Raw genomic sequence first — 23,473 nt, 5'->3', positions numbered from 1 at the left:
TTATAAACCTAAACGATCAAAGATCACATCAACATTTTTCAAGTGATGCGTAGGATCGAAGCAATCATCAAGCTCTTCTTTCGTAAGCAAGCTCGTGATCTTATCATCCTTTTCGATCAGGCTTCTGAATGGAACCTGCTGCTCCCATGCTTCCATCGCTTTCGGCTGAACCGTATCATAAGCTTCTTCACGGACAAGCCCTTTATCGATAAGCGAAAGCAATACACGTTGCGAGAAGATCAATCCTAGGGTACGGTCCATGTTGCGTTTCATGTTTTCCGGATAGACGGTTAAGTTCTTAACGATGTTGCTGAAACGGTTCAGCATATAGTTCAGAGCGATCGTTGCATCCGGTAAAATGATGCGCTCAGCTGAAGAATGCGAAATATCACGCTCATGCCATAATGCCACATTTTCATAAGCTGTCATCATATAACCGCGGATGACACGGGCCATCCCCGTCATATTTTCAGAACCGATCGGATTCCGTTTATGAGGCATTGCCGACGATCCTTTTTGCCCTTTTGCAAAGAACTCTTCCACTTCACGTGTTTCGCTTTTTTGCAAGCCGCGGATTTCGACTGCGAACTTTTCAATCGATGTCGCAATCAGCGCCAACGTGCTCATATAATGTGCATGGCGATCGCGCTGTAATGTTTGCGTCGAAATGGGCGCTGCTTCAAGTCCAAGCTTTTCACAAACGAATTTTTCTACAAACGGATCGATGTTTGCATAAGTTCCGACAGCACCGGAAATTTTCCCAACCTCGATGTTCTTTCTCGCTTCATCGAAGCGTTCGACATTGCGTTTCATTTCTTGATACCACAATGCCAGCTTCAAACCGAAAGTAGTCGGTTCGGCATGAACTCCATGCGTACGCCCCATCTGAACCGTGTATTTATGTTCTTTTGCTTTATTTTTCAGGATCTCGACGAAGTTGTTCAAATCCTTCGCAAGAATCTCATTCGCTTGCTTAATCACATATGAAAGAGCTGTATCGACTACATCAGTGGAAGTCAATCCGTAATGTACCCACTTCCGTTCTTCACCTAACGTTTCAGAAACAGCACGTGTAAAGGCTACAACATCATGGCGGGTATCCTTTTCAATTTCATTGATGCGTTCCACATCGAATGTAGCATTTTCACGAAGCAGCTTCACATCTTCTTTCGGAATGACACCAAGTTCAGACCACGCTTCACAAGCCAAAATCTCGACTTCCAGCCACGCGTTAAATCGGTTCGTCTCTGTCCAAATGTTGCCCATCTCTGGGCGGGTATAACGTTCAATCATTTTACTTCCTCCGTTTCAACCTGTTGTTTCCAAATTTTGCTTCGATCACTTTCCAAAAGAGCTTCCTCAATCGTCGGACGTAAAATATTCACATGCCCCATTTTTCGCTTAAGCTTGGCTTCCTTCTTTCCATAAAGGTGAACCTTCCAATCCGAAAGCGTCGGGATTTCATCCAGTAAAGGCCCGATATGCTCGCCTAGGATGTTGACCATTACAACCGGCTTCAATAATGCCGTATTTCCAAGCTCCCAATTGCAGACAGCCCTTATATGCTGTTCGAACTGTGAAGTCTCACAAGCTTCCATTGTATAATGTCCCGAGTTATGAGGTCTTGGCGCCAATTCATTAATGATGATTTCATCCTGATCGGTCAAAAACATTTCGACTGCCAATGTCCCGATCAATTCAAGGTTCTCTGCAAGTTGCAAAGCCTCATTGATCGCTTTCCTTTCAGCTTGTTGACTAATACGGGCCGGAACTATGCTTTTATGAAGAATGTTATCAATATGAATGTTTTCCGCTATCGGGAAATGAGTTGCCTCACCATTTCCTTTACGTGTCACGATAATGGAGATTTCTTTTACGAAAGGAATCCAGGCTTCCAGCACACATACACCTGTTTTGAGCAGGGATTCAGCCTTTTTGATATCGGCTTCTTCCTTAATGACCAACTGCCCTTTTCCATCATAACCGCCCCGGGTCGTTTTTAACACACTAGGGTACCCTATTTTTTCTATATGAAGGTGAATTTCCGAAATATCGTGTATTTCCTGATAGGGAGCAACCGATGCCCCTGCATCAGAAATGGCCTTTTTTTCAGTAAGGCGATCCTGTGTCAGCTTCAATAATTCGGAGCCCTGCGGAAGATATGCATGCTGCTTTAACCAATCCAACGCCTCTGAACTGATATTCTCAAACTCATAAGTTATGACGTCACTGACCTCCGCCAATCTTTTCAATGCATCTATATCGTCATAAGCACCAATTATTTCAATATCCGCGACTTGCGCGCATGGACCTTCTGCAGTCGGCTCAAGGACCGCTATCCTAAATCCCGATGCCTTGGCCGACAGGGCCATCATCCTGCCTAATTGCCCACCGCCGATGATCCCAATGGTCTGTCCCGGTAAAATGGTTGTATTATTTAAGTTGTTCACTGCTTCTTAACACCTTTTCCTTCGTTTCGTCTCTTAAAGCTTCCAATCTTCCTGCAATTTCAGGATTGAAGGCCGCGAGCATTTGGCCTGCGAACAAACCGGCATTGATTGCGCCGGCTTTTCCGATTGCTACCGTCGCAACCGGTACACCGCCAGGCATTTGCACGATGGATAATAATGAATCCATCCCGTTTAATGCCTTCGATTGTATCGGGACGCCTATCACAGGGACGATCGTTTTGGCGGCTGTCATACCGGGAAGATGCGCTGCCCCGCCTGCCCCGGCAATGATCACTTTAATGCCTCTCTCATTTGCACTCTCTGCATATTCAAATAGTAAATCCGGTGTCCTGTGGGCGGAAACGACTCTTTTTTCATAGGGAATGTCAAGCTGTTCCAATGATTCACAAGCGTATTTCATCGTTTCCCAATCCGAGACACTTCCCATAATAACCCCAACCTGCGGTTTCATATCATCTTTCCCTCCAACACTCAAGTTGTCGCGTCCGAATATGCAGATGGACGCTTCTCATTATCTATCACATATAAATTAAAAAACCGGACGGATTGCTTCCTCATTGTTGAGGAAGCAATCCGTCCGGAAAAGAAAGCCTTTTAAGAAAACACAAAAAGACTTGGCTAGATTCCGAATTAGTCAGATGCTTCTCTCATAGTCCGATGATTTACGGTCATCAGGTAGAAACTTTTGGGCCATATCCCCATGATTATATGAGATGTATTAATGTACCTTCATCTTACCGTCCGGCTATTTTAATGTCAAGTTAAATTCGAATATTTTATGAAAACGCTAATTGATTGTTCGGGTTTTACTCAATTAATTTTGCTTCAAATACAATTTTCCTATCAATTGGTTCATAATGGACCTTTCCGTTCTCCATTCTCTCGGCAAATATCGGTTCTTCGGTCCTTCTTACAGGAAAGTAACCTAACGCTTTCATTCGGTCCAGGCAAGCATCGATCGTCTCGCCCTCATTAACTTCAAATTTCAGCTTACCCTTTTTACTCACACTATCGTTCCCTTTCTTTTTCTATTTATTGTTTGCCTTTCCGTTCATTGAAATTCTTCCTAGTATAAAGAAAAGAGCAAGGAAAGGCAAGAAATTAATACTAAAACCGACTAATAATAGCATGATTAGGTTAAGGGTCGAATTATTAGCTGTCTGGGACGGATTATCTCATCGAAGGCCGAATTATTGGCTGTCCGGGTCGATTTATTTCAATTGAAGGACGAATTATCAGTTGTTTTCCCTTTTTCCCCAAAAAACGAACAAATAATGGCGCAAAAAAAGACCAGCCGGATGGCTGATCTTGAAATGGCTTGGCGGCGTCCTACTCTCACAGGGGGAGACCCCCAACTACCATCGGCGCTGAAGAGCTTAACTGCCGTGTTCGGAATGGGAACGGGTGTGACCTCTTCGCTATCGCCACCAAACATATGAGGAACGTTGTTCCTTCAAAACTAGATAATAAGAAGGCCTTTCATTTTTTAAAGCGTTGGTTAAGTCCTCGATCTATTAGTATCAGTCAGCTCCACATGTCGCCACGCTTCCACCTCTGACCTATCAACCTGATCATCTTTCAGGGATCTTACTAGCTTGCGCCATGGGAAATCTCATCTTGAGGGGGGCTTCATGCTTAGATGCTTTCAGCACTTATCCCGTCCGCACGTAGCTACCCAGCTATGCCTTTGGCAAGACAACTGGTACACCAGCGGTGCGTCCATCCCGGTCCTCTCGTACTAAGGACAGCTCCTCTCAAATTTCCTGCGCCCGCGACGGATAGGGACCGAACTGTCTCACGACGTTCTGAACCCAGCTCGCGTACCGCTTTAATGGGCGAACAGCCCAACCCTTGGGACCGACTACAGCCCCAGGATGCGATGAGCCGACATCGAGGTGCCAAACCTCCCCGTCGATGTGGACTCTTGGGGGAGATAAGCCTGTTATCCCCGGGGTAGCTTTTATCCGTTGAGCGATGGCCCTTCCATGCGGAACCACCGGATCACTAAGCCCGACTTTCGTCCCTGCTCGACTTGTAGGTCTCGCAGTCAAGCTCCCTTGTGCCTTTACACTCTACGAATGATTTCCAACCATTCTGAGGGAACCTTTGGGCGCCTCCGTTACTCTTTAGGAGGCGACCGCCCCAGTCAAACTGCCCACCTGACACTGTCTCCCACCCCGATAAGGGGCGCGGGTTAGAATTTCAATACAGCCAGGGTAGTATCCCACCAACGCCTCCACCGAAGCTAGCGCTCCGGCTTCTCAGGCTCCTACCTATCCTGTACAAGCTGTACCAAAATTCAATATCAGGCTGCAGTAAAGCTCCACGGGGTCTTTCCGTCCTGTCGCGGGTAACCTGCATCTTCACAGGTACTATAATTTCACCGAGTCTCTCGTTGAGACAGTGCCCAGATCGTTACACCTTTCGTGCGGGTCGGAACTTACCCGACAAGGAATTTCGCTACCTTAGGACCGTTATAGTTACGGCCGCCGTTTACTGGGGCTTCGGTTCAAAGCTTCGCTTGCGCTAACCTCTCCCCTTAACCTTCCAGCACCGGGCAGGTGTCAGCCCCTATACTTCGCCTTGCGGCTTCGCAGAGACCTGTGTTTTTGCTAAACAGTCGCCTGGGCCTATTCACTGCGGCTTTTCCGGGCTATTCACCCTAAAAAGCACCCCTTCTCCCGAAGTTACGGGGTCATTTTGCCGAGTTCCTTAACGAGAGTTCTCTCGCACACCTTAGGATTCTCTCCTCGCCTACCTGTGTCGGTTTGCGGTACGGGCACCTTACATCTCACTAGAGGCTTTTCTTGGCAGCGTGGAATCAGGAACTTCGGTACTATATTTCCCTCGCCATCACAGCTCCGCCTTAATGGAAACGGGATTTGCCTCGTTTCCGGCCTAACTGCTTGGACGCGCATATCCAACAGCGCGCTTACCCTATCCTTCTGCGTCCCCCCATCGTTCAAACGATGTATAGGTGGTACAGGAATATCAACCTGTTGTCCATCGCCTACGCCTTTCGGCCTCGGCTTAGGTCCCGACTAACCCTGAGCGGACGAGCCTTCCTCAGGAAACCTTAGGCATTCGGTGGAAGGGATTCTCACCCTTCTTTCGCTACTCATACCGGCATTCTCACTTCTAAGCGCTCCACCAGTCCTTCCGGTCTGACTTCAACGCCCTTAGAACGCTCTCCTACCATCGACACCCTACGGTGTCAATCCACAGCTTCGGTGATACGTTTAGCCCCGGTACATTTTCGGCGCGGAGTCACTCGACCAGTGAGCTATTACGCACTCTTTAAATGGTGGCTGCTTCTAAGCCAACATCCTGGTTGTCTAAGCAACTCCACATCCTTTTCCACTTAACGTATACTTTGGGACCTTAGCTGGTGGTCTGGGCTGTTTCCCTTTCGACTACGGATCTTATCACTCGCAGTCTGACTCCCAAGAATAAGTATTTGGCATTCGGAGTTTGACTGAATTCGGTAACCCGTTGGGGGCCCCTAGTCCAATCAGTGCTCTACCTCCAATACTCTCATCTTGAGGCTAGCCCTAAAGCTATTTCGGAGAGAACCAGCTATCTCCAGGTTCGATTGGAATTTCTCCGCTACCCACACCTCATCCCCGCACTTTTCAACGTGCGTGGGTTCGGGCCTCCATTCAGTGTTACCTGAACTTCACCCTGGACATGGGTAGATCACCTGGTTTCGGGTCTACGACCTCATACTCATTCGCCCTATTCAGACTCGCTTTCGCTGCGGCTCCGTCTCATCAACTTAACCTCGCATGAAATCGTAACTCGCCGGTTCATTCTACAAAAGGCACGCCATTACCCATTAACGGGCTTTGACTACTTGTAGGCACACGGTTTCAGGATCTATTTCACTCCCCTTCCGGGGTGCTTTTCACCTTTCCCTCACGGTACTGGTTCACTATCGGTCACTAGGGAGTATTTAGCCTTGGGAGATGGTCCTCCCTGCTTCCGACGGGATTTCTCGTGTCCCGCCGTACTCAGGATCCACTCAGGAGGGAACGAAGTTTCAACTACAGGGTTTTTACCTTCTTTGACGGACCTTTCCAGATCGCTTCATTTACCCCGTTCCTTTGTAACTCCATGTTGAGTGTCCTACAACCCCAAGAGGCAAGCCTCTTGGTTTGGGCTAATTCCGTTTCGCTCGCCGCTACTCAGGAAATCGCGTTTGCTTTCTCTTCCTCCGGGTACTTAGATGTTTCAGTTCCCCGGGTCTGCCTTCAGTACCCTATGTATTCAGGTAAAGATACTGTTCCATTACGAACAGTGGGTTTCCCCATTCGGAAATCTCCGGATCAAAGCTTACTTACAGCTCCCCGAAGCATATCGGTGTTAGTCCCGTCCTTCATCGGCTCCTAGTGCCAAGGCATCCACCGTGCGCCCTTTCTAACTTAACCGTTAAAAAAGTCTTACAGATGCTTTGAAAAAATTAATTGCCTTCTATCTATTATCTAGTTTTCAAGGAACAAAGTGGAGAGAATCCATCACATCGTGATGCCTCTTCCTTCATTGAATGAATTACTCATTCAAAACTGAACAAAACAAAAGCGCACTCGTATTATCCTTAGAAAGGAGGTGATCCAGCCGCACCTTCCGATACGGCTACCTTGTTACGACTTCACCCCAATCATCTGTCCCACCTTAGGCGGCTGGCTCCATGAAGGTTACCTCACCGACTTCGGGTGTTACAAACTCTCGTGGTGTGACGGGCGGTGTGTACAAGGCCCGGGAACGTATTCACCGCGGCATGCTGATCCGCGATTACTAGCGATTCCGGCTTCATGCAGGCGAGTTGCAGCCTGCAATCCGAACTGAGAATGGCTTTATGGGATTCGCTTACCTTCGCAGGTTTGCAGCCCTTTGTACCATCCATTGTAGCACGTGTGTAGCCCAGGTCATAAGGGGCATGATGATTTGACGTCATCCCCACCTTCCTCCGGTTTGTCACCGGCAGTCACCTTAGAGTGCCCAACTGAATGCTGGCAACTAAGATCAAGGGTTGCGCTCGTTGCGGGACTTAACCCAACATCTCACGACACGAGCTGACGACAACCATGCACCACCTGTCACTCTGTCCCCCGAAGGGGAACGCCCTATCTCTAGGGTTGTCAGAGGATGTCAAGACCTGGTAAGGTTCTTCGCGTTGCTTCGAATTAAACCACATGCTCCACCGCTTGTGCGGGCCCCCGTCAATTCCTTTGAGTTTCAGCCTTGCGGCCGTACTCCCCAGGCGGAGTGCTTAATGCGTTAGCTGCAGCACTAAAGGGCGGAAACCCTCTAACACTTAGCACTCATCGTTTACGGCGTGGACTACCAGGGTATCTAATCCTGTTTGCTCCCCACGCTTTCGCGCCTCAGTGTCAGTTACAGACCAGAAAGTCGCCTTCGCCACTGGTGTTCCTCCAAATCTCTACGCATTTCACCGCTACACTTGGAATTCCACTTTCCTCTTCTGCACTCAAGTTCCCCAGTTTCCAATGACCCTCCACGGTTGAGCCGTGGGCTTTCACATCAGACTTAAGGAACCACCTGCGCGCGCTTTACGCCCAATAATTCCGGACAACGCTTGCCACCTACGTATTACCGCGGCTGCTGGCACGTAGTTAGCCGTGGCTTTCTGGTTAGGTACCGTCAAGGTACCAGCAGTTACTCTGGTACTTGTTCTTCCCTAACAACAGAACTTTACGACCCGAAGGCCTTCTTCGTTCACGCGGCGTTGCTCCGTCAGACTTTCGTCCATTGCGGAAGATTCCCTACTGCTGCCTCCCGTAGGAGTCTGGGCCGTGTCTCAGTCCCAGTGTGGCCGATCACCCTCTCAGGTCGGCTACGCATCGTCGCCTTGGTGAGCCATTACCTCACCAACTAGCTAATGCGCCGCGGGCCCATCTATAAGTGACAGCGTAAACCGTCTTTCCATCTTCCTTCATGCGAAGGAAGAACGTATCCGGTATTAGCTCCGGTTTCCCGAAGTTATCCCAGTCTTATAGGCAGGTTGCCCACGTGTTACTCACCCGTCCGCCGCTAATCTCAGGGAGCAAGCTCCCGTCGATTCGCTCGACTTGCATGTATTAGGCACGCCGCCAGCGTTCGTCCTGAGCCAGGATCAAACTCTCCGAAGAAATGTTTGACTTGCTCATTTGCTTTTTTGATAGTGTGTGCTCACTTAAAATTTAACGTTGGCGCTTTGTTTTGTTCAGTTTTCAAAGAGCAACTTCACAAATCGTCCGTTTCGACGGCTTGTTTATTCATCATAACACGCTATTGATTAGTTGTCAACTTCTGCGAAGTTTTTAACTTATTTTAAATCGCTGTGTTTCTCAGCGACCATTTCATCTTATCATTTTCATACTAAGAAGTCAATAGTTATTATTCCTTTTAGTGCTTTACCAAAAGCTGATGAAGTTGTTGATGTGTTGCTTATTTATATTATCCCTTTTGTTCCTTAAAGTCAACAAGTTTTCATATAATTTCTTTGTCATTCATTTATTCTAATATATTCACCCCAAAGCCAAAAGCAACTTCCTTCTTTTATATGATTTCCAAGCATCAATTCCAGGATTAACAACGATATAGCCCAGCCTTTTCTTTGTCCAAATATTAAAAAATATTTTTTACAATTTTACTTTCTTGTACTATAATAAATTTATTTTAAAAATTTCAGGATAGGCTTTTAATCATTATAAAATAGTTGGGAGAGGGATTTATAAATGATTAATAAAAACACACCTTTGAGGATGCAGAGTATCGTTTTTATCGGCTTTATGGGAGTTGGAAAAACAACGATCGGCCAAAAGGTTGCACAGAAGTTATATAGGGACTTTGTGGATATAGATCGGGAGATTGAAAAGGAATTCAATATGCCCACTACAGAAATTTTCAAGGAGTTTGGGGAAAAAGTTTTTCGCGAAAAAGAAAAAAGCATGATAGAAAGCTTTAGTAAACAACAACTGAAAATAATTTCCGTCGGCGGAGGGGCCTTTTTACAAGAGGATATAAGGAATATTTGTTTATCCAATTGCATTGTCTTTTACCTCGATTTATCTTGGGACTATTGGAAAGAGAGAATTGGATTGCTGATTGATAGCAGACCGGTTCTACAAAGCCGCACCCTCGAAGAAATCGAAGAACTTTTTTACACCAGGCAGGAAATATACTCCTATCATCACTCAAAAGTGAATACGAATGACCTTGATGTAGACGAAGTGGCTGATTTTATAGTCGATTCGCTAAAAGTGGCCTGGGATATTTATGAACCGCTAAAGTAAATCCCATCCAAATTAAATAAGAATGATAGATCAGATGAAAAGGATACAGCGGCAGTTTACCATCCCCTGTAAGCTAATCATCTTTTCATTATTCTTTATTAGGAAGACTCCCTGATAATCAATTCGGGAGTTAATATGATCCGCTGCTGCTCACGTTTAATTTGTTCCATTTGCTGGTACAAAAGGTTCGCTGCCTCTTTTCCCGTACGTCTAGGAAATGAGGAAATGGTCGTTAAAGGAGGATGATAGATCTCTGCTACTGGAACATTATCGAACCCTATGATATCCATATCTTTTCCAGGAGTATATCCTTTCATCCTTAATCCTTGCATGACACCGAAGGCGATTAAATCGCTAAAGCAAAAAATGGCAGTTGGAGGTTCGGGATTTTCAAGCACTTTCAAAACAGCCTCCAGTCCACCCTCGCGTGTAGGTGCACTATCTATCATTAGCGATTCATCCACTTCCAGACCCGCACTTGAAAGGGCTTCACTATACCCCTCCATTCTCTCGATCCAAGTAGAAGATTCCCTGATCCCTCCAAGCAGTGCAATTCTTTTATGTCCCTTCTTAATAAGGTGATCAACGGCAATTCGGGCACCTTCTGGATAATTGATCCCGACATAATCGCTATTCACTCCAGGCAATTCTCTAACGGCAAGGACCATTGGCGTGTCAATGTCATTTAATCGCTCAACTGTTTCTTGTGTGCTTTCCGAGACGGGACAAAGAATCAATCCTCCGACCCTATGTTCCAGCATGGTTGATAGGAGATGGTCTTGCTTTGTGACCGAATCGAATGTGGTCCCCAGTAACACCGTATAACCGACTTCATCCAATGCGTCGTGAACACCGATCAAGAATTCTGAAAAAAAGGTGTTAGAAATGTCAGTAATAATAATCCCTACAGTATCAGAACTTTGAGACCGTAGATTTGCGGCAACTCTGTCATATACATAGCCCAATTCCTGCATTGATTTTAAAACCTTTTTCCGTGTCGCATCGGATATCCTTGGATTATTACGAACGATAAGGGATGCGGTGGAAGTGGACACGCCTGCATGCTTCGCAACCTGTTGCAATGTGACTCGGGCTTTTTTGGATTGCTTCATAGTTCCATCACCATCTTGAATGTATTTTTATTGTATATATGATTATCATGTTCTTACTATAATAATATAGTTGCTGCCATTAGCATACCCTTCCTTTTGGGACATAGGGTTTTCAACGATCGATTCACCAAACATTACCCATGGCTGCTGATCATCTCATGCTTTGTCAATTTTTTATAACGATAATTAACGAAGGCGGCAGCAAGGATTCCTAGTGTCGCAATAAAACAATCGAAGAAAAAAATATGTGATATATCCCCGCCCTTGGCAATTAACCCTGTTGCAATCGGCAGAATGACGCTTGCCAAACTGGAAGCTGTTGCGACGATACCTGTGACGGTTCCTTTTTTCCTCCAGAATAGTTCAGTCATTATGGCAATGGTTAATTGAAAAATCCCCGCTGTTGAGGCGCCAAGAAAAAATGAGGTGATGCTTAGGACGGTAGGTGAATGAACCGTTAAGATGGTGATGACTGTAAGTAACGTTATCATTGGGTAAAGTAAGATCACTGTCACAGGCTTGATCCATTTGTTTAATAATATGGACAATAGCAAGACGGAAACGAGAGATCCTACACTATAATAACTCAATAATTTTATCGACCCTGCATGGGACATTCCTGCGACTTCGTGACCGAAACTCGGTAGCCAGATTTGTGAAACGGTAAATAAAGCAGTCGATGTAAAGCCGATAATGATCAAGGCCAAGCCCTCCCTCCAGAATTCAGGCTCGGTTATAAATCGGCTCCTTTCGAAATCATCTTCATCACTGGCAGCATCCGATTTACTTTTCGTAAAGGAAGCTGAAAGTATAAGAAGCAAGTTAACGAAATAGATCGCAGCAGGAATTAAAAAGGCAAAGCCATAAAATAAATGATTGTTGGATAGAAACAAGATGATGAATGGCAATATCGTAGCACCAAGTGAGCCAAAAGCCTTTACCATGACACTCGCTGACCCAGCCGATTCAGGAAACATTTCCGTTAACGCCGGATAGGTACCAGCATCCATGGCTGAGTTGGAAACCCCTGCAAGCAACGCAAACACAAACGCGATTTCGTATGTGGGGGAAAACGGAATCCCAAGCAAAAAAACTCCCATCAGGAACGAAGAGGTTATGATTAATGGCTTCCTGCCGAATTTATCTGACAGCACTCCCGAGAGCCCATAAGTAAGTAATCTCCCAACCCCTATCGCGGCAATGAGATAACTGATGCCTGTGGAATCCGTATTCCATTGTTCGGTTAGCGAGGACATGTTTGAGGCAAGGATTATATTTACCATTCCTAGTAGAAAATAGTTAATGTACATGCCTGATGCCGCTTTATACTTTTTCATGATTACACCCCTATAATAAATCACAATGTTCTTACTCCCCTAAAATTCTAAAAAATTGAAAGTATTTAATTCTCCCCTATATGTTATCCATTTAACTGAGAAACCACTTTCAAAAAAAAATGCTAAGAAATACAAGGATCACTCCCTGTATTTCTTAGCTCCGAGGTTTACCTCAAGTATCAAACCCTATTACGATAAATGGAGGTCAATCCCAAAGTGAAAGCTCCTTATTCTGCAAACAATTGCTCTTTGATATATTCGACTGGCATCTGTTGTCCTGTCCATAGTTCAAAGGCCAATGCACCCTGCCAAAGCATCATTCCGAGGCCATTAATGGCAGTAGCGCCAGCAGCTTCAGCTTGTTCCATCAATTTCGATTTACGCGGGATGTATACAACGTCGGTTACGATTAGATCAGGACGTAACATGGATTCATCTTGAATCACGCTTAACCCTTCAAGTGGTTTCATACCAACGCCCGTACCATTTGCCAAAATATCACTACTTAATATTTCAGCCCTTAATTGTTCAACATTTTCAAGAGGATATACGTTAGCTTTCACGTTTAAATACTTCATATCCTCATTGATGATACGTACATTCTCCTCTGCTTGCGGGAAGAATGCATCATCACGAGCAAAAATGCTGATTTCAGCTATGCCTTCCAATGCAGATTGAATCGCAATAGGAGTGGCAGCCCCGCCCGAACCGATAAGCGTCATTTTCTTTCCTTTAATGTCTATACCATGTTCTTTCAGGTTACGGGTATAACCCATTCCATCAGTGCTGTGACCGACGAATTTCCCATCAACATTGACAACCGTATTAACAGCTCCTGAGAATTTGGCGCTGTCTGCCAATTCATCAAGATATGGAAGGATTTTCATTTTGTTCGGCATGGAAACGTTAAACCCTTTTACGTTTAACGCGCGCATTCCTTTCACAGCATCTTCAAGCTTTTCATTTCCTACCTCAAAAGCTAAATAAGCGCAATTCAATCCCAATTGATCAAAAGCCATATTATGCATGGCAGGTGATAAAGAATGTCCGATAGGCGTTGCAAGTAAACCGACTAATTCCGTTTTCCCGTTAATTCGTGCTAGATTTTCCATGTTGATTCCCCCTGGTTTAAATTGATAAGTTTATATAAATTCCTTCTTGGAAGAAATTCGACGGATTAAATATTTTGATCAATGATTTCCAGTACACTTCTTAATTGGCTCACCGGTATTTGTCCCGGAGCAGATGCTTCTTTTCCAGCCCCAAAGGTACAAGCAGATCCAAACACCGCACCCGCTAATCGACTGACCAAACCAGTACCCGACATAGACATCGTTATGAACGGCCGGTCGGCATATTTTGTTTTCATCGTATGGGTGGCATCCAATAAAACAAGTAAATCACCAACACTTTGGGGCATTACGGCGATTTTCGGAATATGGGCCCCAAATTCCTGCATCTTACGCAGTCGGTAAATGATTTCTTCTTTTTCCGGTGTCTTATCGAAATCATGATTACACATTATTACGTAGACCCCATTATCTTCTGCTATCTTCACTGTCTCTTTTACTTTCGATTCTTCAAAAAACAACTCTACATCAACAAGGTCAATAGCCTTTGTTCTGATGGCTGTATGAAGCAGTCGAAAATAAAGCTCATCAGTGATTTCCTTGTTGCCGCCTTCTTTATGGCTTCTGAAAGTGAACAGAAGCAGGGTTCTAGGTAGTGCACGCTTAAGCTTAGCAATCATTTCTGCAACAGCCGCCAAATTTTCAACCTCTTCATAAACGTCTGCTCGCCATTCAATGATATCCGGCGCTAGCGCATGTACCGTTTCAACTTCTTTAAGCAGCTCTTTTTCTGTTGTCGCCATTAATGGAACGATGATCTTTGGAACTCCTTCTCCAATCGTTACGTCTTTGATGGTGATGGTTTGCATGGACATTTCCCCCTTAAACATTAACAGTTAGTATGCGATCGATGGTACTCGCCTTCTTAATTGCCTGGAACCTTAATTACTTTTTTATATCTGTAAGAAACGAATACTGCCAAGATAATGCTAATGATCGCAATGGCAACGTCAAATAAGAATACTGCAGTCAAACCGGCGCTTTTAGAAATGATCCCTGTAATGAAAGGAATGATGATAAAAGCAGAACTTGCCGCAATGTTTACATATGATGTAATCGTCCCTTTTTTGGCTGGGAAGAATTCAGTAATTATTGTCATGGCCAGTTGGAACACTCCTGCAGTTGAAAGTCCAATGAGGAAAGTACTCAAAATAGTCATGAATGGCTGCTGGATGTAAATGAGAGCTAATAAAGATAATGCAGCTATAATAGGATAAATGATCATGACGGTAATTGGTCTTATTACCTTATTCAACAGTACTGCCAATAAAATGACGGAAACGAGGGACCCGATGCTATAGTAACTAAGCAGTTGAACAGCCTTGGCTTGGGTTAACCCCAATACTTCTTGTCCGAAATTCGGCAGCCATACTTGTACAAGCATGAATAAAGCCGTTGATGTAAATCCTAAAAGGATGACCGCCAATCCTTCCTGGGCAAACTTAGGTTTTGAAAGGAACTGGCCTTGCACCGTTGCAGCTTGTTCTTCACCTTGGTTTTCCATAGGCGCTTTATGGTTTGGGAATGAAACCTTAAGCAAGAAAAATCCATTCACGAGATATACAGCAGCCATCAAGAAGAATGTATAGCCATAAAACATATCCCTGGCGATGAAGAATGCCATGATGAATGGAAGCAGGGCCGCCCCAACGGAGACGAAAGCTTTTATCAATACAGTAGCCGAGCCCGCTTTCTTTTGAAACGCTTCAATAAGTGCAGGGTACGTACCAGCGTCTAAAAATGAGTTGGCAATACCGGCACATATCGCGAATATGAATGCCAATGTATAGTTTGGAGCCAAAGGAATGCCTACGAGGAAGATTAAATAAATAAAAGATGCAGCAACTACAAATGGCTTCCTTCCTAATTTATCCGACAACCTGCCGGCAAAAAACAATGAAACCAACTTACCGATTCCTATTGCGGAGACCAAGTAACTAATACCTGAAGCACTCGTATTCAATTGCTCCGATAAATTTTTCATATTCGACCCGATAATGATATTGATCATACCTAAAATAAAATAGCTAATATATAAACCTGTTGCCATTTTAATAAATGGATTCTTCATGAAACACACCCCTATGATAGTTATTCAAATGTAATTTGATTCTTAAATCGTTCAGAAGTTTTCCCCTTGCCTCATATAATGAATTCAGGAACCCAATTACGGCGATTAAAACAATACATTCAGCTAACCTTGGTATATCGTTCTACTAAGAAATATGGGTAGTATATTGGGTAGTATATCGTTCTACTAAATGTTGATGCTTGGTTGGTATATCGTTCTACTACTAGAGCTTTAGAGCTTCTTTTAGTATATCGTTCTACTAAATATACCTTTCATTACCCATATTCTGAATGGCGAACTCACCAAGTACTGTTGTTAACTTAATTAAGTATATCGTTCTACCTGAGTTATTATACTGCTCTAATTTAATTGTGTCAAACCTATGAAATAGGCCCGAATAAATACTGGCACTATCATTTATGTATTTGAAGGTCTCCCCAAAATTTGCTTTGACTTTATTATTATACTATACCTTGCTTACAAACAATTGGGGCTCAAGCATATTCCCCTATAATAGACGCTCGGTCATTGAAACATCATTTGCATTTCCTGTTACCAAATTACGGATTAATTTCTGTTTAACTTAAATACAGGAAATCCATCTATTTTATATCCAATTAAGTAACCATTTACTTGAAGGCCGAATTATATGATGTCCGGGACGATTTATTTCAATTTCCCTTTTCCCCCAAAAAACGAACATATAATGACGAAAAAAGACCAGCCGGATGGCTGATCTTTGAAATGGCTTGGCGGCGTCCTACTCTCACAGGGGGAGACCCCCAACTACCATCGGCGCTGAAGAGCTTAACTGCCGTGTTCGGAATGGGAACGGGTGTGACCTCTTCGCTATCGCCACCAAACATATGAGGAACGTTGTTCCTTCAAAACTAGATAATAAGAAGGCCTTTCATTTTTTAAAGCGTTGGTTAAGTCCTCGATCTATTAGTATCAGTCAGCTCCACATGTCGCCACGCTTCCACCTCTGACCTATCAACCTGATCATCTTTCAGGGATCTTACTAGCTTGCGCCATGGGAAATCTCATCTTGAGGGGGGCTTCATGCTTAGATGCTTTCAGCACTTATCCCGTCCGCACGTAGCTACCCAGCTATGCCTTTGGCAAGACAACTGGTACACCAGCGGTGCGTCCATCCCGGTCCTCTCGTACTAAGGACAGCTCCTCTCAAATTTCCTGCGCCCGCGACGGATAGGGACCGAACTGTCTCACGACGTTCTGAACCCAGCTCGCGTACCGCTTTAATGGGCGAACAGCCCAACCCTTGGGACCGACTACAGCCCCAGGATGCGATGAGCCGACATCGAGGTGCCAAACCTCCCCGTCGATGTGGACTCTTGGGGGAGATAAGCCTGTTATCCCCGGGGTAGCTTTTATCCGTTGAGCGATGGCCCTTCCATGCGGAACCACCGGATCACTAAGCCCGACTTTCGTCCCTGCTCGACTTGTAGGTCTCGCAGTCAAGCTCCCTTGTGCCTTTACACTCTACGAATGATTTCCAACCATTCTGAGGGAACCTTTGGGCGCCTCCGTTACTCTTTAGGAGGCGACCGCCCCAGTCAAACTGCCCACCTGACACTGTCTCCCACCCCGATAAGGGGCGCGGGTTAGAATTTCAATACAGCCAGGGTAGTATCCCACCAACGCCTCCACCGAAGCTAGCGCTCCGGCTTCTCAGGCTCCTACCTATCCTGTACAAGCTGTACCAAAATTCAATATCAGGCTGCAGTAAAGCTCCACGGGGTCTTTCCGTCCTGTCGCGGGTAACCTGCATCTTCACAGGTACTATAATTTCACCGAGTCTCTCGTTGAGACAGTGCCCAGATCGTTACACCTTTCGTGCGGGTCGGAACTTACCCGACAAGGAATTTCGCTACCTTAGGACCGTTATAGTTACGGCCGCCGTTTACTGGGGCTTCGGTTCAAAGCTTCGCTTGCGCTAACCTCTCCCCTTAACCTTCCAGCACCGGGCAGGTGTCAGCCCCTATACTTCGCCTTGCGGCTTCGCAGAGACCTGTGTTTTTGCTAAACAGTCGCCTGGGCCTATTCACTGCGGCTTTTCCGGGCTATTCACCCTAAAAAGCACCCCTTCTCCCGAAGTTACGGGGTCATTTTGCCGAGTTCCTTAACGAGAGTTCTCTCGCACACCTTAGGATTCTCTCCTCGCCTACCTGTGTCGGTTTGCGGTACGGGCACCTTACATCTCACTAGAGGCTTTTCTTGGCAGCGTGGAATCAGGAACTTCGGTACTATATTTCCCTCGCCATCACAGCTCCGCCTTAATGGAAACGGGATTTGCCTCGTTTCCGGCCTAACTGCTTGGACGCGCATATCCAACAGCGCGCTTACCCTATCCTTCTGCGTCCCCCCATCGTTCAAACGATGTATAGGTGGTACAGGAATATCAACCTGTTGTCCATCGCCTACGCCTTTCGGCCTCGGCTTAGGTCCCGACTAACCCTGAGCGGACGAGCCTTCCTCAGGAAACCTTAGGCATTCGGTGGAAGGGATTCTCACCCTTCTTTCGCTACTCATACCGGCATTCTCACTTCTAAGCGCTCCACCAGTCCTTCCGGTCTGACTTCAACGCCCTTAGAACGCTCTCCTACCATCGACACCCTACGGTGTCAATCCACAGCTTCGGTGATACGTTTAGCCCCGGTACATTTTCGGCGCGGAGTCACTCGACCAGTGAGCTATTACGCACTCTTTAAATGGTGGCTGCTTCTAAGCCAACATCCTGGTTGTCTAAGCAACTCCACATCCTTTTCCACTTAACGTATACTTTGGGACCTTAGCTGGTGGTCTGGGCTGTTTCCCTTTCGACTACGGATCTTATCACTCGCAGTCTGACTCCCAAGAATAAGTATTTGGCATTCGGAGTTTGACTGAATTCGGTAACCCGTTGGGGGCCCCTAGTCCAATCAGTGCTCTACCTCCAATACTCTCATCTTGAGGCTAGCCCTAAAGCTATTTCGGAGAGAACCAGCTATCTCCAGGTTCGATTGGAATTTCTCCGCTACCCACACCTCATCCCCGCACTTTTCAACGTGCGTGGGTTCGGGCCTCCATTCAGTGTTACCTGAACTTCACCCTGGACATGGGTAGATCACCTGGTTTCGGGTCTACGACCTCATACTCATTCGCCCTATTCAGACTCGCTTTCGCTGCGGCTCCGTCTCATCAACTTAACCTCGCATGAAATCGTAACTCGCCGGTTCATTCTACAAAAGGCACGCCATTACCCATTAACGGGCTTTGACTACTTGTAGGCACACGGTTTCAGGATCTATTTCACTCCCCTTCCGGGGTGCTTTTCACCTTTCCCTCACGGTACTGGTTCACTATCGGTCACTAGGGAGTATTTAGCCTTGGGAGATGGTCCTCCCTGCTTCCGACGGGATTTCTCGTGTCCCGCCGTACTCAGGATCCACTCAGGAGGGAACGAAGTTTCAACTACAGGGTTTTTACCTTCTTTGACGGACCTTTCCAGATCGCTTCATTTACCCCGTTCCTTTGTAACTCCATGTTGAGTGTCCTACAACCCCAAGAGGCAAGCCTCTTGGTTTGGGCTAATTCCGTTTCGCTCGCCGCTACTCAGGAAATCGCGTTTGCTTTCTCTTCCTCCGGGTACTTAGATGTTTCAGTTCCCCGGGTCTGCCTTCAGTACCCTATGTATTCAGGTAAAGATACTGTTCCATTACGAACAGTGGGTTTCCCCATTCGGAAATCTCCGGATCAAAGCTTACTTACAGCTCCCCGAAGCATATCGGTGTTAGTCCCGTCCTTCATCGGCTCCTAGTGCCAAGGCATCCACCGTGCGCCCTTTCTAACTTAACCGTTAAAAAAGTCTTACAGATGCTTTGAAAAAATTAATTGCCTTCTATCTATTATCTAGTTTTCAAGGAACAAAGTGGAGAGAATCCATCACATCGTGATGCCTCTTCCTTCATTGAATGAATTACTCATTCAAAACTGAACAAAACAAAAGCGCACTCGTATTATCCTTAGAAAGGAGGTGATCCAGCCGCACCTTCCGATACGGCTACCTTGTTACGACTTCACCCCAATCATCTGTCCCACCTTAGGCGGCTGGCTCCATGAAGGTTACCTCACCGACTTCGGGTGTTACAAACTCTCGTGGTGTGACGGGCGGTGTGTACAAGGCCCGGGAACGTATTCACCGCGGCATGCTGATCCGCGATTACTAGCGATTCCGGCTTCATGCAGGCGAGTTGCAGCCTGCAATCCGAACTGAGAATGGCTTTATGGGATTCGCTTACCTTCGCAGGTTTGCAGCCCTTTGTACCATCCATTGTAGCACGTGTGTAGCCCAGGTCATAAGGGGCATGATGATTTGACGTCATCCCCACCTTCCTCCGGTTTGTCACCGGCAGTCACCTTAGAGTGCCCAACTGAATGCTGGCAACTAAGATCAAGGGTTGCGCTCGTTGCGGGACTTAACCCAACATCTCACGACACGAGCTGACGACAACCATGCACCACCTGTCACTCTGTCCCCCGAAGGGGAACGCCCTATCTCTAGGGTTGTCAGAGGATGTCAAGACCTGGTAAGGTTCTTCGCGTTGCTTCGAATTAAACCACATGCTCCACCGCTTGTGCGGGCCCCCGTCAATTCCTTTGAGTTTCAGCCTTGCGGCCGTACTCCCCAGGCGGAGTGCTTAATGCGTTAGCTGCAGCACTAAAGGGCGGAAACCCTCTAACACTTAGCACTCATCGTTTACGGCGTGGACTACCAGGGTATCTAATCCTGTTTGCTCCCCACGCTTTCGCGCCTCAGTGTCAGTTACAGACCAGAAAGTCGCCTTCGCCACTGGTGTTCCTCCAAATCTCTACGCATTTCACCGCTACACTTGGAATTCCACTTTCCTCTTCTGCACTCAAGTTCCCCAGTTTCCAATGACCCTCCACGGTTGAGCCGTGGGCTTTCACATCAGACTTAAGGAACCACCTGCGCGCGCTTTACGCCCAATAATTCCGGACAACGCTTGCCACCTACGTATTACCGCGGCTGCTGGCACGTAGTTAGCCGTGGCTTTCTGGTTAGGTACCGTCAAGGTACCAGCAGTTACTCTGGTACTTGTTCTTCCCTAACAACAGAACTTTACGACCCGAAGGCCTTCTTCGTTCACGCGGCGTTGCTCCGTCAGACTTTCGTCCATTGCGGAAGATTCCCTACTGCTGCCTCCCGTAGGAGTCTGGGCCGTGTCTCAGTCCCAGTGTGGCCGATCACCCTCTCAGGTCGGCTACGCATCGTCGCCTTGGTGAGCCATTACCTCACCAACTAGCTAATGCGCCGCGGGCCCATCTATAAGTGACAGCGTAAACCGTCTTTCCATCTTCCTTCATGCGAAGGAAGAACGTATCCGGTATTAGCTCCGGTTTCCCGAAGTTATCCCAGTCTTATAGGCAGGTTGCCCACGTGTTACTCACCCGTCCGCCGCTAATCTCAGGGAGCAAGCTCCCGTCGATTCGCTCGACTTGCATGTATTAGGCACGCCGCCAGCGTTCGTCCTGAGCCAGGATCAAACTCTCCGAAGAAATGTTTGACTTGCTCATTTGCTTTTTTAATAGTGTGTGCTCACTTAAAATTTAACGTTGGCGCTTTGTTTTGTTCAGTTTTCAAAGAGCAATTTCACAAATCGTCCGTTTCGACGGCTTGTTTATTTAGCATAACACACTATTGATTAGTTGTCAACTTCTGCGAAGTTTTTAACTTGTTTTTAATCGCCTTGTTTCTCAGCGACCATTTCATCTTATCATTTTCATAGTAAGAAGTCAATAGTTATTATTCCTTTTAGTAATCTACCAAAAGCGAATGAAACTTTCGTTTGTCTTACGTGGTGCTTATTTATATTAATCCTATTTCACCTTAAAGTCAATACATTTCGTAATTAATAATTCACACGCTAAATGTCCTCGAAATAGCATGATTAGGTTAGGGGTCGAATTATTGGCTGTCCGGGACGATTTATTCCAATTGAAGGACGAATTATCAGTTGGTTTCCCTTTTCCCCCAAAAAACGAACATATAATGACGAAAAAAGACCAGCTGGATGGCTGATCTTTGAAATGGCTTGGCGGCGTCCTACTCTCACAGGGGGAGACCCCCAACTACCATCGGCGCTGAAGAGCTTAACTGCCGTGTTCGGAATGGGAACGGGTGTGACCTCTTCGCTATCGCCACCAAACATATGAGGAACGTTGTTCCTTCAAAACTAGATAATAAGAAGGCCTTTCATTTTTTAAAGCGTTGGTTAAGTCCTCGATCTATTAGTATCAGTCAGCTCCACATGTCGCCACGCTTCCACCTCTGACCTATCAACCTGATCATCTTTCAGGGATCTTACTAGCTTGCGCCATGGGAAATCTCATCTTGAGGGGGGCTTCATGCTTAGATGCTTTCAGCACTTATCCCGTCCGCACGTAGCTACCCAGCTATGCCTTTGGCAAGACAACTGGTACACCAGCGGTGCGTCCATCCCGGTCCTCTCGTACTAAGGACAGCTCCTCTCAAATTTCCTGCGCCCGCGACGGATAGGGACCGAACTGTCTCACGACGTTCTGAACCCAGCTCGCGTACCGCTTTAATGGGCGAACAGCCCAACCCTTGGGACCGACTACAGCCCCAGGATGCGATGAGCCGACATCGAGGTGCCAAACCTCCCCGTCGATGTGGACTCTTGGGGGAGATAAGCCTGTTATCCCCGGGGTAGCTTTTATCCGTTGAGCGATGGCCCTTCCATGCGGAACCACCGGATCACTAAGCCCGACTTTCGTCCCTGCTCGACTTGTAGGTCTCGCAGTCAAGCTCCCTTGTGCCTTTACACTCTACGAATGATTTCCAACCATTCTGAGGGAACCTTTGGGCGCCTCCGTTACTCTTTAGGAGGCGACCGCCCCAGTCAAACTGCCCACCTGACACTGTCTCCCACCCCGATAAGGGGCGCGGGTTAGAATTTCAATACAGCCAGGGTAGTATCCCACCAACGCCTCCACCGAAGCTAGCGCTCCGGCTTCTCAGGCTCCTACCTATCCTGTACAAGCTGTACCAAAATTCAATATCAGGCTGCAGTAAAGCTCCACGGGGTCTTTCCGTCCTGTCGCGGGTAACCTGCATCTTCACAGGTACTATAATTTCACCGAGTCTCTCGTTGAGACAGTGCCCAGATCGTTACACCTTTCGTGCGGGTCGGAACTTACCCGACAAGGAATTTCGCTACCTTAGGACCGTTATAGTTACGGCCGCCGTTTACTGGGGCTTCGGTTCAAAGCTTCGCTTGCGCTAACCTCTCCCCTTAACCTTCCAGCACCGGGCAGGTGTCAGCCCCTATACTTCGCCTTGCGGCTTCGCAGAGACCTGTGTTTTTGCTAAACAGTCGCCTGGGCCTATTCACTGCGGCTTTTCCGGGCTATTCACCCTAAAAAGCACCCCTTCTCCCGAAGTTACGGGGTCATTTTGCCGAGTTCCTTAACGAGAGTTCTCTCGCACACCTTAGGATTCTCTCCTCGCCTACCTGTGTCGGTTTGCGGTACGGGCACCTTACATCTCACTAGAGGCTTTTCTTGGCAGCGTGGAATCAGGAACTTCGGTACTATATTTCCCTCGCCATCACAGCTCCGCCTTAATGGAAACGGGATTTGCCTCGTTTCCGGCCTAACTGCTTGGACGCGCATATCCAACAGCGCGCTTACCCTATCCTTCTGCGTCCCCCCATCGTTCAAACGATGTATAGGTGGTACAGGAATATCAACCTGTTGTCCATCGCCTACGCCTTTCGGCCTCGGCTTAGGTCCCGACTAACCCTGAGCGGACGAGCCTTCCTCAGGAAACCTTAGGCATTCGGTGGAAGGGATTCTCACCCTTCTTTCGCTACTCATACCGGCATTCTCACTTCTAAGCGCTCCACCAGTCCTTCCGGTCTGACTTCAACGCCCTTAGAACGCTCTCCTACCATCGACACCCTACGGTGTCAATCCACAGCTTCGGTGATACGTTTAGCCCCGGTACATTTTCG

At 46.6% G+C, this 23,473-nt stretch carries 10 protein-coding genes, 8 rRNA genes and 1 riboswitch (1 of these 19 only partly in view); of the genes, 1 reads left to right on the top strand and 17 read right to left on the bottom strand.

What is annotated here, in order from left to right; translation table 11 throughout:
- From purB to MHI53_RS02150, 7 genes are all read right to left on the bottom strand, one after another.
- Positions 1-1,293 carry an adenylosuccinate lyase gene (gene purB / locus MHI53_RS02180; protein ID WP_061140514.1) on the bottom strand — a complete coding sequence of 431 codons (1,293 nt, stop codon included), beginning with the start codon at positions 1,291-1,293 and terminating at the stop codon, positions 1-3.
- Positions 1,290-2,450 carry a 5-(carboxyamino)imidazole ribonucleotide synthase gene (purK, locus tag MHI53_RS02175; protein ID WP_340372655.1) on the bottom strand — a complete coding sequence of 387 codons (1,161 nt, stop codon included), beginning with the start codon at positions 2,448-2,450 and terminating at the stop codon, positions 1,290-1,292. The genes purB and purK overlap by 4 nt, the downstream gene beginning before the upstream one ends.
- Positions 2,434-2,922 carry a 5-(carboxyamino)imidazole ribonucleotide mutase gene (gene purE / locus MHI53_RS02170; RefSeq protein WP_340372654.1) on the bottom strand — a complete coding sequence of 163 codons (489 nt, stop codon included), beginning with the start codon at positions 2,920-2,922 and terminating at the stop codon, positions 2,434-2,436. The genes purK and purE overlap by 17 nt, the downstream gene beginning before the upstream one ends.
- A gap of 179 nt (positions 2,923-3,101) precedes the next feature.
- A riboswitch (purine riboswitch) is annotated at positions 3,102-3,203 on the bottom strand.
- A 74-nt stretch (positions 3,204-3,277) separates the two neighbouring features.
- Positions 3,278-3,478, bottom strand: coding sequence for an NETI motif-containing protein (locus tag MHI53_RS02165; RefSeq protein ID WP_061140511.1), 201 nt, complete (start codon positions 3,476-3,478; stop codon positions 3,278-3,280).
- A gap of 309 nt (positions 3,479-3,787) precedes the next feature.
- Positions 3,788-3,903: ribosomal RNA gene (gene rrf, locus MHI53_RS02160) — 5S ribosomal RNA — on the bottom strand.
- Positions 3,904-3,965: 62 nt separating this feature from the next.
- Positions 3,966-6,898, bottom strand: a 23S ribosomal RNA gene (locus MHI53_RS02155).
- A gap of 171 nt (positions 6,899-7,069) precedes the next feature.
- A 16S ribosomal RNA gene (locus MHI53_RS02150) occupies positions 7,070-8,620 on the bottom strand.
- The 16S, 23S and 5S rRNA genes sit together here, the layout of an rRNA operon.
- Before the next feature lie 588 nt (positions 8,621-9,208).
- Between MHI53_RS02150 and MHI53_RS02145 the strand changes: the two genes are divergently transcribed.
- Positions 9,209-9,766, top strand: a complete 558-nt coding sequence (locus tag MHI53_RS02145) for a shikimate kinase (protein ID WP_061143751.1) — start codon at positions 9,209-9,211, stop codon at positions 9,764-9,766.
- Positions 9,767-9,864: 98 nt separating this feature from the next.
- Here MHI53_RS02145 and MHI53_RS02140 read toward each other — a convergent pair whose 3' ends face one another.
- The 10 genes from MHI53_RS02140 to MHI53_RS02095 form a co-directional block, all read right to left on the bottom strand.
- On the bottom strand, positions 9,865-10,878 hold the full coding sequence (locus tag MHI53_RS02140) for a LacI family DNA-binding transcriptional regulator (RefSeq protein WP_340372653.1): 1,014 nt from the start codon (positions 10,876-10,878) through the stop codon (positions 9,865-9,867).
- 134 nt (positions 10,879-11,012) lie between these two features.
- Positions 11,013-12,215: an MFS transporter gene (locus MHI53_RS02135; RefSeq protein ID WP_340372652.1), complete on the bottom strand. Its 1,203-nt coding sequence runs from the start codon at positions 12,213-12,215 to the stop codon at positions 11,013-11,015.
- A gap of 227 nt (positions 12,216-12,442) precedes the next feature.
- Complete coding sequence (gene aroE, locus MHI53_RS02130) at positions 12,443-13,327, bottom strand: shikimate dehydrogenase (protein ID WP_340372651.1); 885 nt, start codon at positions 13,325-13,327, stop codon at positions 12,443-12,445.
- Between the two features lie 65 nt (positions 13,328-13,392).
- Positions 13,393-14,154, bottom strand: coding sequence for a type I 3-dehydroquinate dehydratase (gene aroD / locus MHI53_RS02125; RefSeq protein WP_340372650.1), 762 nt, complete (start codon positions 14,152-14,154; stop codon positions 13,393-13,395).
- A 56-nt stretch (positions 14,155-14,210) separates the two neighbouring features.
- Positions 14,211-15,416: an MFS transporter gene (locus tag MHI53_RS02120; protein ID WP_061143756.1), complete on the bottom strand. Its 1,206-nt coding sequence runs from the start codon at positions 15,414-15,416 to the stop codon at positions 14,211-14,213.
- A gap of 747 nt (positions 15,417-16,163) precedes the next feature.
- Positions 16,164-16,279 (bottom strand): 5S ribosomal RNA (gene rrf / locus MHI53_RS02115).
- A 62-nt stretch (positions 16,280-16,341) separates the two neighbouring features.
- Positions 16,342-19,274 (bottom strand): 23S ribosomal RNA (locus tag MHI53_RS02110).
- 171 nt (positions 19,275-19,445) lie between these two features.
- Positions 19,446-20,996, bottom strand: a 16S ribosomal RNA gene (locus MHI53_RS02105).
- 534 nt (positions 20,997-21,530) lie between these two features.
- Positions 21,531-21,646: ribosomal RNA gene (gene rrf, locus MHI53_RS02100) — 5S ribosomal RNA — on the bottom strand.
- A gap of 62 nt (positions 21,647-21,708) precedes the next feature.
- Positions 21,709-23,473: ribosomal RNA gene (locus tag MHI53_RS02095) — 23S ribosomal RNA — on the bottom strand; it runs 1,168 nt beyond the window's last position.

The sequence above is a fragment of the Peribacillus sp. FSL E2-0218 genome (assembly GCF_037992945.1).
Lineage (GTDB): Bacteria > Bacillota > Bacilli > Bacillales > DSM-1321 > Peribacillus > Peribacillus simplex_B.
This window is presented reverse-complemented; position numbering and strand designations above follow the sequence as displayed.

What these genes read in the sequence shown, in the direction of transcription:
- purE (WP_340372654.1), bottom strand. Translation starts at nt 2,922, where the DNA reads ATGAAACCGCAGGTTGGGGTTATTATGGGAAGTGTCTCGGATTGGGAA.
- purB (WP_061140514.1), bottom strand. Translation starts at nt 1,293, where the DNA reads ATGATTGAACGTTATACCCGCCCAGAGATGGGCAACATTTGGACAGAG.
- MHI53_RS02145 (WP_061143751.1), top strand. Translation starts at nt 9,209, where the DNA reads ATGATTAATAAAAACACACCTTTGAGGATGCAGAGTATCGTTTTTATC.
- aroE (WP_340372651.1), bottom strand. Translation starts at nt 13,327, where the DNA reads ATGGAAAATCTAGCACGAATTAACGGGAAAACGGAATTAGTCGGTTTA.
- MHI53_RS02120 (WP_061143756.1), bottom strand. Translation starts at nt 15,416, where the DNA reads ATGAAGAATCCATTTATTAAAATGGCAACAGGTTTATATATTAGCTAT.
- MHI53_RS02140 (WP_340372653.1), bottom strand. Translation starts at nt 10,878, where the DNA reads ATGAAGCAATCCAAAAAAGCCCGAGTCACATTGCAACAGGTTGCGAAG.
- aroD (WP_340372650.1), bottom strand. Translation starts at nt 14,154, where the DNA reads ATGCAAACCATCACCATCAAAGACGTAACGATTGGAGAAGGAGTTCCA.
- MHI53_RS02135 (WP_340372652.1), bottom strand. Translation starts at nt 12,215, where the DNA reads ATGAAAAAGTATAAAGCGGCATCAGGCATGTACATTAACTATTTTCTA.